The organism is Methylomonas sp. LL1 (assembly GCF_015711015.1).
In the GTDB taxonomy this organism is placed as follows: Bacteria; Pseudomonadota; Gammaproteobacteria; order Methylococcales; family Methylomonadaceae; genus Methylomonas.
Genome location: NZ_CP064653.1, coordinates 147,509 through 165,759, shown reverse-complemented (window position 1 = coordinate 165,759; position 18,251 = coordinate 147,509). Strand labels below are relative to the sequence as shown.

At 47.5% G+C, this 18,251-nt stretch carries 11 protein-coding genes; 5 read left to right on the top strand and 6 right to left on the bottom strand.

Features of this window, described 5'->3' with window-relative positions; all coding sequences use genetic code 11:
* Window positions 1-763: 763 nt before the first annotated feature.
* Both IVG45_RS01210 and IVG45_RS01205 read right to left on the bottom strand, forming a co-directional pair.
* Window positions 764-3,178, bottom strand: a complete 2,415-nt coding sequence (locus IVG45_RS01210; protein ID WP_196436086.1) for a sigma factor-like helix-turn-helix DNA-binding protein — start codon at window positions 3,176-3,178, stop codon at window positions 764-766.
* A gap of 11 nt (window positions 3,179-3,189) precedes the next feature.
* Entirely contained in the window at window positions 3,190-5,463 is a 2,274-nt protein-coding gene (locus tag IVG45_RS01205; protein ID WP_196436085.1) for a DEAD/DEAH box helicase family protein, read from the bottom strand.
* Between the two features lie 674 nt (window positions 5,464-6,137).
* Here IVG45_RS01205 and IVG45_RS01200 point away from each other — a divergent pair.
* The gene (locus IVG45_RS01200) at window positions 6,138-7,232 is read left to right on the top strand and encodes an L-dopachrome tautomerase-related protein (RefSeq protein ID WP_196436084.1); all 1,095 of its coding nucleotides are present in this window, start codon (window positions 6,138-6,140) and stop codon (window positions 7,230-7,232) included.
* Here the strand turns inward: IVG45_RS01200 and IVG45_RS01195 are convergent.
* Complete coding sequence (locus tag IVG45_RS01195) at window positions 7,229-8,194, bottom strand: LysR family transcriptional regulator (protein ID WP_230874708.1); 966 nt, start codon at window positions 8,192-8,194, stop codon at window positions 7,229-7,231. The two genes, IVG45_RS01200 and IVG45_RS01195, sit on opposite strands and share 4 nt — an antisense overlap.
* A 391-nt stretch (window positions 8,195-8,585) precedes the next feature.
* On the opposite strand from IVG45_RS01195, the gene amoA reads away from it, so the two are divergent.
* The 4 genes from amoA to IVG45_RS01175 all read left to right on the top strand — a co-directional run bounded on the left by amoA (window position 8,586) and on the right by IVG45_RS01175 (window position 12,988).
* Window positions 8,586-9,338, top strand: a complete 753-nt coding sequence (gene amoA / locus IVG45_RS01190; RefSeq protein WP_196436083.1) for a bacterial ammonia monooxygenase, subunit AmoA — start codon at window positions 8,586-8,588, stop codon at window positions 9,336-9,338.
* A 12-nt stretch (window positions 9,339-9,350) separates the two neighbouring features.
* Window positions 9,351-10,589 (top strand): bacterial ammonia monooxygenase, subunit AmoB, encoded by a 1,239-nt coding sequence (gene amoB / locus IVG45_RS01185; protein WP_196436082.1) that lies wholly within the window; start codon window positions 9,351-9,353, stop codon window positions 10,587-10,589.
* Between the two features lie 16 nt (window positions 10,590-10,605).
* Window positions 10,606-11,379 carry a bacterial ammonia monooxygenase, subunit AmoC gene (gene amoC / locus IVG45_RS01180; RefSeq protein ID WP_196436081.1) on the top strand — a complete coding sequence of 258 codons (774 nt, stop codon included), beginning with the start codon at window positions 10,606-10,608 and terminating at the stop codon, window positions 11,377-11,379.
* Between the two features lie 490 nt (window positions 11,380-11,869).
* A complete protein-coding gene (locus tag IVG45_RS01175; protein ID WP_230874707.1) occupies window positions 11,870-12,988 on the top strand; it encodes an MFS transporter in 1,119 nt (372 codons plus the stop codon).
* Window positions 12,989-13,221: 233 nt separating this feature from the next.
* Here IVG45_RS01175 and IVG45_RS01170 read toward each other — a convergent pair whose 3' ends face one another.
* From IVG45_RS01170 to IVG45_RS01160, 3 genes are all read right to left on the bottom strand, one after another.
* Window positions 13,222-13,395: a rubredoxin gene (locus tag IVG45_RS01170; RefSeq protein WP_196436079.1), complete on the bottom strand. Its 174-nt coding sequence runs from the start codon at window positions 13,393-13,395 to the stop codon at window positions 13,222-13,224.
* Between the two features lie 120 nt (window positions 13,396-13,515).
* Window positions 13,516-14,493: an HD domain-containing phosphohydrolase gene (locus IVG45_RS01165; RefSeq protein WP_196436078.1), complete on the bottom strand. Its 978-nt coding sequence runs from the start codon at window positions 14,491-14,493 to the stop codon at window positions 13,516-13,518.
* Window positions 14,494-14,507: 14 nt separating this feature from the next.
* Window positions 14,508-18,185, bottom strand: a complete 3,678-nt coding sequence (locus IVG45_RS01160; RefSeq protein WP_196436077.1) for a PAS domain S-box protein — start codon at window positions 18,183-18,185, stop codon at window positions 14,508-14,510.
* Between the last annotated feature and the right edge of the window lie 66 nt (window positions 18,186-18,251).

The following is an 18,251-nucleotide window of genomic DNA, read 5'->3' as shown; positions in this document are numbered from 1 at the left end:
GAACCTATAAAAAGGGCGCCAAGGCCTAACCATTAGGCCAAAGTGTGGCTGGTGGCGACTCAGAATGGTTTATAACAAGGGATAGACCGCTGCAATCATCTGAAATTTTTTGAAGATGACAACGGCTATCCCTTAAAAAGCCCTAATTTAATCTTACAATTATAAAAACCAGTTTCGATTCAATCAGATACTGATAGACAGAGCTGGCCATTATGTGAAGTTTCCTTTTATGTGCAGCGACTTTGGCACAACCATGATGTAAGCTGGCTTTAAAGCCTCTAACTCGCTCGCAATCTTTGCATAATTTCCATGATTTGAAACAAACTTTCAAATACACCCAGAGGGAGCAATATCAGCAATTATTCCAGTCGATTTCATTAGACGTATTGAGTTCTCACTTTTTATCGACATTATGGATAAATTCCGCATGATTGTTTCCTTGTTGGGAGCAATATTTAAGTAGGAAAAGCTATCTGTAGTGCTGAGGGTTTGTATCTGAATTGAACAACAGAAAATTGACTCCTGAAGTTTGCAGAAATTATGATCAGCTTTTTATCTGGCTGCCTTGCCCAAGCCGCTTGATTCCTAATGTCAACTAGTCGAAACCAAGATACTGTGCATAAAATGAAACTCCACGTAATGGTCAATTAGCGGCCCTTCAACTGTAGGTGCGATTGGCTTGCGTAATCGCATATTTCGAAGCCAACATTCCTCCGATTACGATATCGTTAATCTGATCAGGCTAAGATTCACGTAGAGCCAATTAACTGTTGTGCTTTTGCTGCCATTTCCACCATTGAAGTGCATCTTCCGTCACTGCGCGGGTTAGCCATACTGCTTGTTGTAGAATTTCAGCGTTTTTATCATTGGGCAACGTACGATTGCACAATTGGCGACATAAATCAGCCAAGCTTTTATAAGGAATTGAGTTTTTGCTAAATAAACTGCCATTACGGTACCAGCCTAATTCGTTAATTTTTGTTCTGACTAAGGCTGCATAAATATATTTCGAATAGCTTAAATTCAGCTCCAAATTAACGTATTCACGAAATACATCGGCCTCAACAATAGTACTAGAAGTGTTCATAATATCTTGAATAACCATCATGACTGCCTTTGTGTCCATACTTTTGAAAGCCTTTTCAGGTGTTGTATAAACCAACTGATCAACTCGAACCAGTCTACCCTCTTCCATGAGTTTATTGAGATAAAAGGTGGCATGAGCTTTACTTTTACTTCTTAAACGCTCCGCAATTTCCTGTTTAGTCATGGCAACTTTTGATTCATTCAGAACTTTGATGATTACATCAGATTGTGAAATCAGAGTTACTTCTGGATCAAGACTTACACTATCCGTGCCTGATTTACCATTAAAATAAACCCCTCTTTCTTCGCCATGCTCTCTAATAATATGTCGCAAAGTAAAGTATTCTATTTCACAATATAGCTCCTTAGTCTTGTAATAATAATCATGTAAATGCAAAGTTGTTGTTTGATTTTTTTTGAAGTAGTCAAGCAGATGTTGCATAATTTCAGGAATGTTAAATTTTTCAATATCTAGAAATATTAAGTTACGATACGTCCCGTGGTCGGATAAATAAATAAATTCATTGGCAAATCCACTTGCTTGCCTTGTTTCATCAAATGGCGTTGATGAATAATTATTTTTGTTCACAATCCTAGCTATATCTTTCCAAGGCAAACCGGCCGGATGAAAAGTTAAAACGTGAGCGACGGCTTCTATTTTTCCAAGCCGATTAGGATAAATACCTTGTTCAGTTACTTTAATTTTATCGAGTTTCGCTAGTTGTTTTAAGCCATTAATTGCTGCAGCTTTGCTATAGCCATAATTAGACATCAATTCATTAACAATTGCCTCATGCGCTATAGGAGATTGATTGGTACAAAATAACTGATTGATAATTTTTGGGCTAATTTTGGTAAACACAATTTTATGAATATTACCATTTTCAACTTGGCAGCATAGCTCTATAAATTCGTAAAACAATTTTTCCGTTTCAAAACATTTTGCTAAATTAGGTAGTAAAATAGTCAAGTCTTCAGTCATTTTTTCACGAATATTAGCCCACAAAACTTTGGACTGTATTCTTAGGCTTAAAAGTAAGCCATTATTGATAGTTTTTTCAACCTGTCGCACCCGTTCTCTTGTTATGTCATATCGACTTCCAACTTCTTCAAGTGTTTCATGTTTCTGATTAAAGCCCCAGCGCGAAAGCGCGAAATCCATTTCCTTTTCACCTAATGTCCACAAATAACTTTCAACATCTTCTATTAAAACGGCATCTATTTCTTTAAACTCGATAAATTTAATTTCACTTGATATAAACAAACCCTTTTGTTTTATAGTATATGCGGCTATATTTTCAGGTAATGCACTCAACTCATTTTTTAGTCTATTCTGTAAATCACTCAGAGCTGTTAAAAACGACCTTCCGAAACCAGCTTGTTGTGCCAATTGAAACTTATCAAGATTTAGCAGAGTATTCACATTACGAACATCAACAGCTTTGCCATAAAATTTTTCTAGCTTTTTTAATTGCTTAATTTCTACATCATTTAAAAAACTATAGTTTAAATAAAGCTTTGAAAGTATAGTTTCTAACGGCAATTGTATTTCTGCTATTTCGATAGACTCATCTTTATTGTCTTGAGGCAAAAGAGCATTTTGCAAGCTTACCAACTGCTCAACATACAACTTACCGATCGCCGGTAATTTTGAAAATTTTTCAACATCAATATTAACAATATCCTGTAGTGTTGCAATGTTATCCATTACTGCAAAAATTCGTTTTATGAGCTTCTGGTATTTCGGTGAGAATTCAATACTATTTATTGGGTCTTCGAGTTGTCTAAAATTTTCGGTTGAAAATAAATTTTCTTCTAAGACAACGTTTGAGTCTTGATTCAACTCTAAAATTCTCGGTAGCTCATTTTTAAATTCTATCAGAGCTTGAACGTATGATTTGCCAATGCCGGCATATACTGAAAATTCATTGGGATCGAGGTTAACAATGTCCGCTATTGTTTCAGCCGATAAGTTGTATTCCGACGCGCTTTTTATGCGTTTAATCAGTTTATTATACTTATCCGGCAGTGTAATATTAGCTAAAGGAGTCAGGTAATACTCCGTAATATCTACAGTAACATTTTTATCCATAAAGTTTGCATTCATTTGTCTTTTTGAGTTTGCAGGCAACTAAGAAACCGAAACTCAGAATTAAATACTTTTTTAATTTCTGCCCGTTCCTCATCGGCAAGTCTCAATAAATCTTGTCGCGTGTTAATAATTTTTGAATATTTTTCAATAATTAGCGACTCATTATTTATTTCGTTAGTTTTTACGTTTTCAGTCGGTTCCGCTAATTCAATAGTTACTTCAACTATTTTACTATTGAATTCAGTTGCTTTTTTTTGCTCTAACAAATGATTTTCTAACTCAACTTCGCTCCCCAATAAAAGCTTAACTTCTAGCTCAGAGCAAGCCAACAATCCGTTGTACTGATTTGCTAAGCTAATAGCCCTAAACGTTGGACAGATATGGTTTTTTTGATAAAAATCAGTTGCATAGTTTAAGCACAATGTGCGAAATATACCTTGATCATATCGTCCTGCTAACGCCGCTTCTAAATAACCAAAATATGAGTCAAAATGCGTGGCGACTTGGTCGGCAGTAATGTCAGTCAAAACGCTTTCAACCTGATTTAATTCCGGTATTTTTTCGTAATCCTCATAATATCTCTGTAACGCACTCATAACTTGCATTCGTGATTTTAATCGATATTGAAGCTCTTCTATTAGTTGTAAAACTTGTGCAGCGGATTGACTGTAATTTACTTCTAACGAAGAATTATGCACGGCTTCCTTTTTATCACCGGGTTGCTGTTCCCAGTTTTCCTTTTCAATAGGTATACTGTTGACTCGTTTTGTCAATTGATGCACTTCATTTAAGCGTTCTAATGAGCCAACGAAATCCAAGACGTGTACATAATCTTTGTTCGGTGTTTTTCGCAAACCTCTACCTAATTGTTGTAACCAAACGGTATGTGATCCAGTATAACGCATAAAAACCAATAAATTAGTTTCCGGAATATCCACTCCTTCGTTGAATAAATCTCTCACTAAAATATAACGATAATTGCCTTCGCGGAAATCCCGAATATTTTGCCAACGCTGTTGGTCATTCATTCTCGAGTGAACAAACGTTGCGCTACCCGCTGGAAAAAATTGAATGAGGTAGTTGATATGATTGATACTACGACAAAAAACAATGCCTTTAGGGTTAGGCATTTGTTTATCCTGTACAGTTTTTTCTATGATGCGAACCACTTCCTCATCTTTTTTGTGCAAAAAAAGCTTTTGATCTAAGTCACTAATCGACATACCTTGGTCGAGTTGGTCAATTCGCGATTGGTCCAAGTCATCTAATAAAACCAAATATTTTGGAAACGCGAGCTTATTGTGTCGCAATGCCCATGCTAAATCATATTTACCGACATGCCCAGCAGAACCTCCAAAAAATGCCAAAACATCTTTATTATCTTCACGAAACGGTGTTGCGGTAAGTCCAACCAGTAATTTTGGGTGAAAATGGTCAACGACAGTCGAGTAAGTGATGGCAGGAGTATGATGAGCCTCATCGACAATCACCATATCAAATGATTCTTTCTCTAAAGTGGTTATTTTGCTATATAACGTGTCGAAACTGCCAAATACAAAATCGGTATGCTCTGGGGTTGCGCCACCAAAACAAGCGGAAAACGAGTAAGTGCCAATACCCAAAACGTTTTTAAATGCAGTGACAGACTGTAATAAAATTTCAACTTGGTGTGCTAAAAAAAGTACGCGCTTCACCTTGCCTTGCTGTAATAGTAATTTGACCAAATGGGCAACAGTATACGTTTTCCCTAAACCAGTCGCCATTTCTATAAGCAAGCGGTTTTTACCGGCATTAAACCGTGCCACGCTATCATCTATAACAGTTTCTTGATATTTTCTGGGCTTAATTTCGCGTCCGATTTCAGAATGCTTTTTAATCCACAAACTCTGCAAACCATCTCTGTCAAGCAATTCAACACCGAGCCTTAATGCTCTTACTTTTACTTCAGACGTGAAGTAAGAATTGGTCACCAAAATCATATTGGTTACATTAGCGAGTTTTGCTCCTGTTACCAATTGATTTAGTGCTTTAATATCAACGGTGCTTCCGGCTCGTCTTTGTTTAACCTCAATGGCGAATTTGCGTTTATTTTTATATGCAAAAATATCAACGCCGCCATCGCCATGTTGAAACTCTTGCCCTACTTTAGTAATAAGAGCGTCAGTCCAACCGGCAGCAACAAAAACATCTCTGACAAAAATTTCAAAGTCTGAAGAAGAAAGTAAGTCAATTTTTTTGAAATCAGTAATCATTTGTGGATAAGCTATTGAATAATGTTTGCTCAATGCGTGGCTGCGGCAAACTATCTGGGAAAGCCGCTAAAGCTGTCTTGGCCGATCACTCGTAATTAAGCTTAGGGTTGAGTCATTTGAGTTTTGCAAAGCGTCAAGAAATGCAAATTTCTTAGTGAAATAGATCAACATGTACAGCGCTAAAGAATTCAAGCAGTTTGGAGCCTGCTTTGGATGAAGTGTTATCAGTCGCTTGTCCATTGCAGTTTGATCTTCCATGTTAGAGGGGATGATATGTCGATGGCTCGTAGTATGCAGTAAAAAAATGCATACTGCATAGTTTGCGATTGGTGCGGTTTCTAAACTCGCTATACCCTATGTCTGTTTTCGGCGGGACATTTGCCATTGACATTGACATTGACATGTCCGTTTCGTCTGTCGGCTATTGGCCGTTATGCAAAGCTTTGCATAACGGCAACTTTGCAACATTCAAATATATCAGCGAATGTCACCAGTAAAGCTGTAAACAGCTGCTTTACCCAGTAATTTGGAACAAGCCAGAGCGAATTTTCATCTCGAATTGATCTTCTGAATATGCTTACTGGCAAGATTGAATACTCAACTCATCATCAATGTACTGAATGGTCCGTGATTAAATATTGTCATTTAACACGGGTTTAACGATCCAGTATGGTGTTGCCCAACCCAACAACATACTGGAGATGACAATGAACCGTGTAACTCGATCTTGCACAGTCATGCTATTTGCTGCCTTTGAGGCCTTGGCTGAAGGCAATTCTAATTTTGATGTATTTGCCAACCTCGACACTGGACCCGGCAATGTAACGGCAACCGCCAACGGCCGGATCATCATGAGCCAACATCAGTTTTATCAACCGCAATACACGGTGGTGGAGTACAAGGATCAAGCCTTGCTACCTTTTCCGAATAAGGAAATGTCCGCGGCCGATTCGACTGCGCCGATCAAGCTCGACTCGGTGCTGGGTATCCGCTCCGATAGCAACGGTATCGTCTGGATGCTGGACAACTGTATGCGTAGCGGCGTGGCGCCCAAACTGGTCGGCTGGAATACCAAAACCAATAAGCTCCAGCGTTTGATTTATTTACCCGCGCCGATCGCACCCAAGGATGCGTTCGTCAACGACTTTGCGTTGGATGCCAAGCACAATCATGCCTTCATCAGCGATCCGGCGGGTGGAACGAATGCCGCGTTGATCGTGGTCAACTTGTCGACTGGAGCGGCTCGAAGGGTGCTGGAGGGGCACCATAGCGTGGTGCCGGAAAACGTCGATTTGGTCATCGACAATGTGCCGATTCAGGTGAAAACCCCGTCGGGCGAATTGGTGAAGCCGCATATTGGTGTTAATCCCATTACCGAGGATTTAGCGAACGAATGGGTGTATTTCGGGCCGATGCACGGCCTCAGCCTTTACCGGATTAAAGCCGCCGACTTGATTAACGAGTCGTTAACGGCTCAAGAACTCGCTAAGAATGTTGAACGCTATAGCGACAAACCGATCTCGGACGGCATCAGCATCGATGAGAATAACAATATCTATCTGGGGGATTTAGCCAATAATGCCATTGGCTTGATCGATCCTAAACGACAATACCGGCAATTGGCGCAATGCCCAAGATTGTCTTGGGTCGATTCCTTTAGCTTTGGCGTTAACGGACAGCTGTATGCCGTTGTTAATCGCTTGCATCGCTCGGCCACATTGAACGGCGGCGATGATCAATCCAAACCGCCTTACTTCCTGTTGAAGGTCAAAGCTTTGTCCGCAGGCCTGCCGGGGCGTTAAAGGCGTATTTCACTGGCGGCAATATTCCGGCCTATCGAGGTAATTTGTTCACGCAACCAAGCGTGGGCCGGATCCTTTTCCCATAAAGGATGCCAAATCATCGCCAAATCGTAGTCCGGCAAAACGACCGGCACCGGCAAGACATCGAGTGGTACCAGTTTCTGAAACGCTATCGCCAAGCGATAGGGTAAGGACAAAATCATATCGGACTGGGCAACGATTAAGGGTGCCGACAAAAAATGCGGCACGATGAAATTAATGCGCCGCTCCAAACCCAACTCGGTCAATTTCTCATCGATCAAACCCAATTTATCGCCGGTTCTGGAGATTAGCATGTGCGTTGCCGCCAAATACTCCTGCAACGATGGCGCCGCTTTGATCTTTGGATGGCCCTGCCTGACGACGCAAGCCATGCGATCCATGAATAACTGTTCGCAGTTCAAATGCGCGGGCGGATTCAGTACCGAAGCAAAACCCAACACCACATCCAGGCTGCCGTTTTCCAGCTGCGGCAAAGGAAAAGCAGATTCTGTACGTTTGACATGAATATCGACGCCAGGCGCCGACTGCTCAATCAATTTCGACAACTCCGGCAAGATTAAAAGCTCCATGTAATCGGTCGCGGCGATGGTGAAACGGCGCTGACTGGAGGCCGGATCGAAGGCCTGAGGTGCCTCGAGCAATCGTTCCATTTCCTGTAAAAGACTGCGTACCGGCTCCACCAAGGCCAGCGCTAGCGCGGTTGGCTGCATGCCGGCAGGCGATTTGATCAGCACCGGGTCGTTCAGTTGTTGGCGCAAGCGATGCAAGGTATGGCTCATCGCCGACTGCGTCACGAACATGCATTCCGCCGCGCGGGTGACATTGCGCTCCCGCATCAATATATCGAAAGCTAGCAACAGATTTAAGTCGAAGGTGCGCAGATTGGCCATACGGATGTTCCTCAATGAATTCGGTTTCATGCTAACGATCATGAAACCAGTGCATCTCCCCGGCCCAAGAAAGCTGCCTCCCAAGGTGCGGTTGCTTGCCGGACAGGACGCCGTGAATACGTCCGTGTAGGCTCGACGGCGGCATCCTTGCCGCCGACGCCTATCCAACAAGCAACCGCGCTCTTCCCAATATTTTACTTTCAGAGTAAACAAAATCGATGCTGGCCGGTATGAACAGTCTTGATGATAGCGGATGAAATTTCACCATTTCACAGTTCAACCAATTCCCACTAACTTATACCGCGAGCGTGTCGACCAACCAATACGGTTTTACTCCCCCAAGGGTAGCTTTCGGTTGGCGACGCGCCCAAATACTCAATGGATTGTCGCTCACTAAATCATATTTCGGGGGATTCTTACTATGTCCGCACAAATTCCAATTTCAACGTTCAAACCCTATCAAGGCGAGAAAGCCCGGTTGGTCAGAGCTTACGATTATCTGATCCTGGTTCTGGCCCTGTTTTTATTCATCGGTTCGTTTCATCTACATTTTGCCCTGACCGTCGGCGACTGGGATTTCTGGGTCGATTGGAAAGATCGGCAATGGTGGCCATTGGTCACGCCGCTGATCGGTATTACTTTTCCAGCCGCCGTACAAGCAGTGATGTGGGAAAAGTTTCGCCTGCCTTTGGGGGCAACCTTATGCGTCGCCGCCTTATTGCTCGGCACCTGGGTTACCCGCGTATTTGCCTATCACTACTGGAACTATTTCCCCATCAATATGGTGCTGCCGGCGACGATGATTCCGGGCGCACTGGTATTGGATACCTTGTTAATGCTCACCAACAGCCTGACCATCACTTCCATCTTCGGCGGCGCGGCGTTTGCGTTGTTGTTTTACCCCACCAACTGGCCGATCTTCGGCATGTTCCACCAACCGGTCGAGGTGGCCAATAGTCAGCTGACGGTCGCCGATTTGTTCGGTTTTCAATATATCCGTACCGGCATGCCGGAATACCTGCGCATCATCGAGCGCGGCACTTTGCGAACCTATGGCCAGTACGCCACACCGTTGGCGGCATTTTGTTCGGCATTGTTATGTTCATTGATGTATCCGCTGTGGTGGCATATCGGCAAATGGTTTGCCGATACCCGTTATCTGAAAAGAATCTAAGGAGGAACTGTCATGAAATCACTTTTTAAACCTTGGATGTTGGCATTGCTTTGCTTAAATGTATTGTCAGTGTTGTCAGTACCCACCGCTCAGGCCCATGGCGAAAAAGCCCTGGAGCCGTTCATTCGGATGCGGACCATACAGTGGTACGACGTGCAGTGGTCCACGCAAAAATTCAACGTCAACGATGAAGTCAGTGTCAGCGGCAAGTTTCATGTTGCCGAAGACTGGCCGATCAGCGTGCCCAAGCCGGAAGCCAGCTTCTTGAATATCTCCACACCCGGACCCGTGCTGATTCGTACCGAGCGTTACCTGAACGGTAAGCCTTGGACCAACTCGGTGGCCCTGGAGCCGGGTGGCGACTATGAGTTCAAAGTGGTCTTGAAAGGCCGTTTGCCGGGGCGTTATCACATTCACCCGTTTTTTAATTTAAAAGACGCGGGTCAGGTGATGGGCCCAGGTGTGTGGCTGGAAATTGGCGGCGATCCCGGCGATTTCACCAATACGATTAAAACCATTAACGGTGAAATGATCGACATGGAAAGCTTCGGCTTTGCCAATGGCGTGTTCTGGCACTTGTTCTGGGGTGTATTGGCGGCTGCCTGGTTGTTGTGGTGGGTGCGTCGTCCCTTGTTCATCAGCCGTTACCGCATGCTGGATGCCGGTTTGGAACATGAGTTGATCACCGATCAGGACAAACTCATCGCCAAAGCCGTGTTAGTGGGTGTGCCGGTTTTGGTATTGGCGCTGAATTCCATCACCGCCAACAGTTACCCGGACGCTATTCCATTACAAGCGGGACTGGATCGGATTTTGCCTTTGCCGGCTAAAGTCAATGCCGGAACGGTCAATGTGGACACCCTAAAAGCGGAATACAACGTGGCTCAACGTGCCATGGTGTTGCAGGTTAGTGTCGACAATCGAAGCCAAGGCGCGGTCAGGATCGGCGAGTTTTCCAGCTCTAACGTACATTTCATGAACGCCGAATTAGCCAATGTGGGCAACATTCCCGGCAAGGATGACGTCAGTAACAACGGCTTGAGCCTGGATAACAATGCGCCTATCGAGCCTGGCGAACAACGCACCGTCACAATTGAAGTGCGCGATGCCGCCTGGGAGTCGGAAAAGCTGGATGGGCTGATCAAAGATGCGGACAGCCGGCTCGGCGGTTTGCTTTTCCTTTACGACGATACGATGGGAAAACGCTATATCTCGAGCATTTCCGCCGCCGTCATTCCCAAATTCAATTAATTCAGGAGCATAAATCATGGCTACCACGACAGAACACGTTAGCTTAAGCACCGAAAACCCTAAATCATTGCCTTGGTATTTGATTGACTTACCCAAATATTTAAAAGGCTTTGGCCTATTAACCGTTATCTACGTTAGCTTGCGGTTGTATCAGGGCGCTTTTGCCATAGAACACGGCTTGGATTCCACGGAACCGGCGTTCGAACAGTACTGGATGCGGCTGTTTTATATCGAACTGGTCATTATCGCCGCCGTCGCTAGCGGCTTTTGGGGTTACTTATGGACCACGCGCGACCGGAATCTGGATCAACTGGCACCCAAGGAAGAGATACGCCGCTATTTCACGTTGACGATGTGGATCAGCATATACACGTTCGCCGTGTATTGGGCGGGCAGTTATTTTGCCGAACAGGACAATTCCTGGCATCAGGTGGCGATCCGCGACACGCCGTTTACCGCTAACCACATCATCGAGTTCTATTTCAACTTCCCGCTGTACGTGATCCTGGGCGGCTGTGCCTGGCTGTACGCCAGAACCCGCTTGCCCTTGTATGCCAAAGGTATCTCGTTGCCTTTGACCTTGGCGGTGTTTGGACCGTTCATGATTTTGGTCAGCGTCGGTTTCAACGAGTGGGGGCATACCTTCTGGTTTAGGGAGGAATTCTTCGCGGCGCCGATTCATTGGGGTTTTGTGATTGGGGTGTGGTTCGCCTTGGGCGTCGGCGGCATCTTGCTGCAAGGGGTCACACGGCTGATTGAACTGCTGGACAAAATCGAAGATGCTAAATAAGTCTGCTTATTAACTGATGTTACGCAGAGCCGGTTTTTAGTCCCGTTATTCCGCCCCGAGCATCGCAGCTTTTGGCGATAACAGCCCGTTAGGGGAGCGGCAAGGAAGCCGCTCGTTTTCGGAGGGCTATGGATAGCCCTTCCGAAAACCCTCGCCAAAAGCGAGAAGCGCAGGATCTAGGCGGAATCCGGGCGGCCTTTTCTTTGGATACTTTCTTTTGGCCGTGCAAAAGAAAGTATCTCGCCTGTCGGTGCGAGAACCGACTTCTACATAAACCAGTCGCGATAGCGACACTGATTCTGATGGCATTGGACAAACCATAAGGTTGCATAACATCAGTTACTAACAAACCCTCACGAAAATGTTTAAGTCCTTAGTAACAATGCCAAAGAGTCATACTTATTCAGTTCACTATGCGTGGGTAGTGCTCGCGGTCACGTTTCTGTGCTTGTTTGTGGCTTCGGCACTGCGCTCCATTCCAGGGATTATCATGATGTCCCTGGAACAGGAGTTTAATTGGAATAGGGAAACCATCGGCGGCGCGATTTCGCTCAACCTGCTGTTATTTGGCCTGGCAGGGCCATTTTTAGGCCGATTGATGGATTTATACGGCGCAAAAAAAGTGAGTGTCATCACGCTAATACTATCGGTATTGGGGGCTGCCGGCAGCGTTTTTATGCAGGAATCCTGGCAAATGTATTTGTTTTGGGGACTGCTGATCGGCGCAGGTTCGGGCGGCACTTCGATGATTATGGGCTCGGCGTTGATCAATCGCTGGTTCCATAGGCACCGGGGATTAGCGTTAGGCATATTGGGGGCAGCCTTCTCCTCCGGCCAGTTAGTGTTCACCCCGGTCCTAATGCAAATCAATGTTCATGAAGGCTGGAGAGCGGCGACGCTGTTTATCGCCGTCGCGTTAGGCTTGGTGGCGTTACCCTTGGTGCTGAAATTTTTAAGAGACGATCCCGAATCCAAAGGCCTGTTGCCTTTTGGCGCCAATGGCGTTCATGAAACAGTCATTAAGCCCGATCGAAATCCCATGCGATCAGCCATGAGCAGCCCGCAATTCTGGCTGTTGGCTTCGAGTTTTGGGATTTGCGGCTTAACCACCTCCGGGCTTTTTCAGACCCATTTGATTCCACACGGCATCGAACACGGCTTCACCGAAATGACCATGGCGATGTCGTTAGGGGTAATGGGTGCGGCCGATGTGTTCGGCACCATTTTATCCGGCTGGTTGTGCGATCGGTACGGCAAGCGCTGGCCGCTGGCGTTTTATTACGTCGTCAGAGGCGTAACGTTGATCGTACTGCCCAGCATAGATACTACCGGTCAATTAATGATGTTCTCGATTATTTACGGCATGAATTGGTTGTCCACCATTCCGGCAACATCAGCCTTGACCGCGGACTTGTTCGGGAAACAAAACGTCGGCGTGGTTTTCGGCTGGATTTGCTTTGCCCATCAAATCGGGGCGGCCATTGCCGCCTACAGTGCCGGCTACGTCCATAGTCTGATTGGCGACTACAACTTGGCTTTTGTTGCTTCAGGACTGTTCGCATTTCTAGCAAGCGGTATCATTTTTTTCATCCGCGAACCCAGTGTCTGAAAGGGAAAATATTGCAGACATTGGTTCAAATGAGGTGACCGGCAGCAAGGGGTCGCTATGTTAATCTACACATAGGGTTCGAACCTAAACTTCCACTGCCTATTAAATAAAAAAATCCCCATTACCGTTCCCAGTAACAGGGATTGTGTCAGCTTGGTGTAAGCTAGCCATACTTTAAGCTAATGGCCAGCGCCAAGGCGCCCTTTTCTTCGCGACCATCCCTTAGCGGGAAATCAGGATCTCAACAGGGTAAACATCGCTTTCACGGCGCCGCATTTCGGGCAGCCCCAATCTTCCGGCACATCTTCCCAACGCGTGCCCGGCGCAACACCTTGCCTAGGATCGCCCAGTTGCTCATCGTAAATATGTCCGCAGGTTTTGCATTTGTACTTTCTGAATTCCGCCATTTTTGTCTCCAAAATTCATGACTGATTAAAAACCCGTTGATTGTAGCCCAAGCCCCAACCTGAAAAAACCACGAATATTTTGACGAAAAGCGGATGGCTTACCTCGCCAATAAAACGCTCTCACTCCCAGTTTGCCTTGATCGCTAGTATTTCCGGCATGATATGCATGAACACATCCAGCAAATGCGGATCAAGGTGGCTGCCGGCGCTTTCGCGCATGACTTCCAGGGTTTTTTCCAGAGTCCACGGTTGCTTATAGGGCCGCTTGGTCGTCAGTGCATCGAATACATCGGCGATGGCGACGATACGCGCCGCTTCAGGAATATTTTCTCCAGCCAAGCCCATGGGATAGCCGCTGCCATCCCATTTCTCATGGTGATGCAGCGCAATAGTCGCAGCCATCTTGAACACCGGATTATCGCTTTTACTCAGGATGTCGTAACCGATCGCGGAATGGGTTTTCATGATTTCCCATTCCTCATCATTGAGCATGCGCGGTGCTTTCAAAATGCTGTGGGGAATACCGATCTTACCGGTATCGTGAGTCGGCGCGGCCAGTTCCATCATCTCGACCCGAGCCGGGGTCCAACCGGCGGCGCGCGCCAATGCCGCCGAATAATCGGCCATGCGCCAGATGTGTTCGCCGGTATAAGGATCGTTGTAATGTCCGGCTTCGCCCAGCATTTTGATGGCCGCGCGGGCCAGATCATCCAACGCATCGACCTTGACCAACGACAGATGGGTTTGCACCCGCCTTAATACGATAGGCCCGGACACCGGTTTTTGGATGTAATCCACCGCGCCGACATCGAAGCCACGGGCTTCATCCTCCATCTCGCTCATCGCGGTGACGAAAATCACTGGGATATGGGCGGTTGCCGGGTTCTGCTTCAGTTGCCGGCATACCTGATAACCATCCATGCCGGGCATCATGATGTCCAACAGGATGATATCGGGTTGATGTTCGCTGGCCGCCGCCAGGGCTTTTTCGCCGTTGATCGCAAAAATCAGTTCAAAGCGATCTTTTAAAATTTGCTGCAGCACTTTCAAATTATTCGGCTCGTCATCAACCAGCAGCACTTGGTAACTATCTTTCATGCATTCCTCTCTCGCTAATCCGAACCAAAACGCTTGACCAATTTTTGCACCTCTGCCTTGGCCGCATCGAAGTCGAAATTGTCCACCTCGTGCTGTATGGTTTTCAATTCCCCCTGGTCCAGATAAGGCTCGAGTTGTTGCACGATAGGCTCGACCCGGTCGGGATTCAAGCCATCAAGCGCAACCAAGAGTTGCCGTAATAAACCGGCCACCCGTTCGGTATCGATCGCCTGCCTGGCCAGGATTGGCTGCTTCTCCGGCAACTGCAGTTGCCGGATTGCCGCAACCGAGGCCTTCAGCGCGGTATCCAAGGCAGAAAATTCGGCGGCAATATTTTCCAATTGCTCTTGTTTTAGCCTGTCATCCAGTTTAACGGCCAAGCGGGCCACCTCGATCAAGGCCAGATTACCGGCCACGCCTTTTAGCGCATGGGCCAGGCGCTCGATAATCCCTAGATTGTTCGGATTTTCCGCAAACAAGGCGGCCATTCGGGCCGCGTCGTTACCATGTTCTTCGGCAAACCGGATCAGCGCATGCGCATACACCAAAGCTTCGCGCCAGGTTTGCAGGCCTTTGCCTGTATCGGCAACCGAAGACAGCGGACTGAAATCGATCGGTATTTGCGGCGTCGACTCCAGCTTGATCGCTGTCCTCGGCTGCCCTACCCCCTTGGGCGTCAGCAGTTCCATCTGTTCCAGCAGTTCGTTGACATCGATCGGCTTGCCGATGATGGCGTCCATGCCGGCTTCGGTGCAAAGGATCTTTTCGTGCTTCAACACGCTGGCGGTCAATGCCAAAATCGGAATCCGGCCACCACCAGCGTGTTCGAGTTGGCGAATCTGTTTGGTCGCATTAATGCCATCCAAAACCGGCATTTGCAAGTCCATCAAGATCAAATCGAAACCGCCTTGACTGAAAGCATCGACGGCTTCCCGGCCGTTTTTCACCCACACCACACTATGCCCTTGTTGCTCCAGCCGTAACCTAGCCAGCGTGGCGTTGGCCTCGATGTCTTCCGCCAGCAGCACCTTGAAACAGCGCGGCGAGAAATAATCCATCACCAACTGAGGACTCTCCAGATAAAGGCAACTGTCTTGCGCCATGGTTGACGGTAGCCGAATGGTGAAATGAAAGGTGGAACCTCGCCCCAACGCGCTTTCGACCCAGATGCGCCCACCCATCATTTCAACGATTTGCTTGCTGATGGTGGTCCCCAGGCCGGTGCCGCCGAAACGCCGACTGGTGGTGGTATCGGCCTGGGAAAAGGAATCGAAGATTCGATCGGCTTGCTCGACTGTCATGCCGATGCCGGTATCGCTGATGGCAAAATGCAGCATGTCTTCGCCTTCCGCCTGCTCGATCAACACCGAGATCACGCCGGATTCGGTGAATTTGACCGCATTGCCGACCAGATTCAAAATCACCTGGCGCAAACGGTTGGGATCGCCGCTAAAAAACCGCGGCAAATCCGGCGCAATCCGTAATTCAATTTTCAAGCCTTTTTCCGCCGCCCTCAGGCCTATGGTTTGCAAGGTCTCCTGCACGGCGAAATGCAGATTGAAGCAAACCGATTCCAGCTCGACCTTGCCGGCCTCGATCTTGGAAAAGTCCAAAATGTCGTTGATGACATTCAATAAATGCTTGCCGGAACCGAGGATGGTTCTGACGTGCTCCCGCGTATCGGGCGACAATGCCTTGTTTTGCAGTGCCACCTCGGCAAAACCGATAATGGTATTCATCGGGGTGCGGATCTCGTGACTCATATTAGCCAGAAAATTGGCTTTGGCCTTGGCCGCGGCTTCGGCCGCTTCCTTGGCTAATCTAAGTTCCTGTTCGACTTGCTTTTGCGAGCTAATATCGGCGATAAAGCCGACGAAAATATGCCGCCCTTCCGAGATGATGCCATGGCCCACCGCCAAATTAGCCGGGAAAACACTGCCATCCTTGCGCTGGGCCACCACCTCCCGCTCGATGCCAAGAATTGTCGATTGATTGGTTTGCAAGAAACGCTGGATATGGCCGTCGTGTTCGCCGGCAAAGGGTTCCGGCATTAACAGCGAGACATTCTTGCCTATCACTTCCTCGGCTTTCCAGCCAAACAGGCTTTCCGCGGCCGGGTTGAATACGCGAATGGCGCCGGTCGCATCGATCGAAATCACCCCGTTAACAGCGGTCTTTACGATAGCCTGGACTTCGGTGGTGGCCATCGCCACCAATTGTTCCAGATGCTCGCGATACTCGATCAACTGGGCTTCGGCGGCCTTGCGTTCGGTAATGTCGGTGATGGACCCTATCATGCGTACAGGCTTGCCGTTCTGGTCGCGCAAGGCCTCTCCCCTATCCAGCACCCAGCGATAACTGCCATCCTTGTGACGCAAGCGGATTTCGGCGCAGTAGCGTTCCATATTTTCCAGGTGGCGGCGGAACACTTCGCTGGCGCGGGCTTTGTCTTCCGGATGGATCAATTTAAAGAAAATCGATTCTTCATTCGGCAATTCACCATCGGCATAACCCAAAATCGTATTCCAGCGCGGCGACAAATAATATTCGTGAGTCACGATATTCCAGTCCCAGATACCGTCGTTAACGCAACGCTCGGCCAGCATGTAACGCTCCTGGCTGGTGCGCAGAGCTTGAGTACGCTCCGCAACCTTGGCTTCCAAATCCCGCCGGGCATCCGCCAATGCATCGGTCATCTGATTGAACGATTTAGCCAGTTCGGATATTTCATCGAGACCTTTCACCTCGGCGCGAATGGAATGATCCCCATCGCTGATCCGGCGCGCGGCCTCGGTCAGACGTAGTATCGGCCGGACGATACGCCGCGCCAGCAGTTTGGCAATCGCCGAGGTTAAAACGATGAACAGCAACACGGCAATGACGATGCGCTTTTCCAATGCCCGAACCGGTGCAAAGGCTTCGGCTTGATCAATATGCGCCATGATGCAGCCGCCGCCGATTTCAGGTACATAACGAAAACCATGAATCACCGCCACCCCGCGGTAATCCGGTTCCAGCATCTCGGTGTTTAGCCGGCTCAAGCAATCCCGCATCGGCCGAGCCGAAATCGGATGACTATGGCCTTGGGCAGCGGCATAAAGCGCCGTGGTGATAAAAAATCCGTTCCTGTCGGCCAAAAAGATTTCGCCGGATTGACCGAGATCGGCGGGAGGGGTAAAAATCGGCTGAATCAAATCGAGCGGATAGGCCACCCGCAATTGCAGTGCCGATTGCTTGTCGCCGGCAATCACATAATAAAAACGCCGGCCTTGCGGATTCGGATCGGTGATACCGGCCAACTGCTCCGGACCGAATTCGGCTAAAACTCTCTCGCCGACGGCCGGCTCACCGACACTCAGGACAGCATCGGAATCGGGGCCAAACAACGCCACCCCGCTGGCGGCCTCGATATGCAGATAATCAGCCAAAAGGCCGCCGGCGCAATCCCGGTCGAGATTGCCGGCATTCAGGCATTTCCTTGATATGTCGGCCAGAAAGTTATGAGCGCGGCTGTTGGAGCGCTGTAATGCTTGCTTCAATTGCTGGTGCCGATTCTCGGCTATTCTGCCGACAACCTTGACCCTATCGTCACCGATAGCCTCGATCGAGAAATGATAGGCCATCCAGCCTATCACCAGAGTCGGCAACAAAATCAACAGCGACAGCAGAATAATCAGACGTTTTTGCAGCATGCTGTTTCCCCCCGCGTTTAGGCCCGATTATGACATGCTGCATTGGATAAGCACTACCGTTCATGC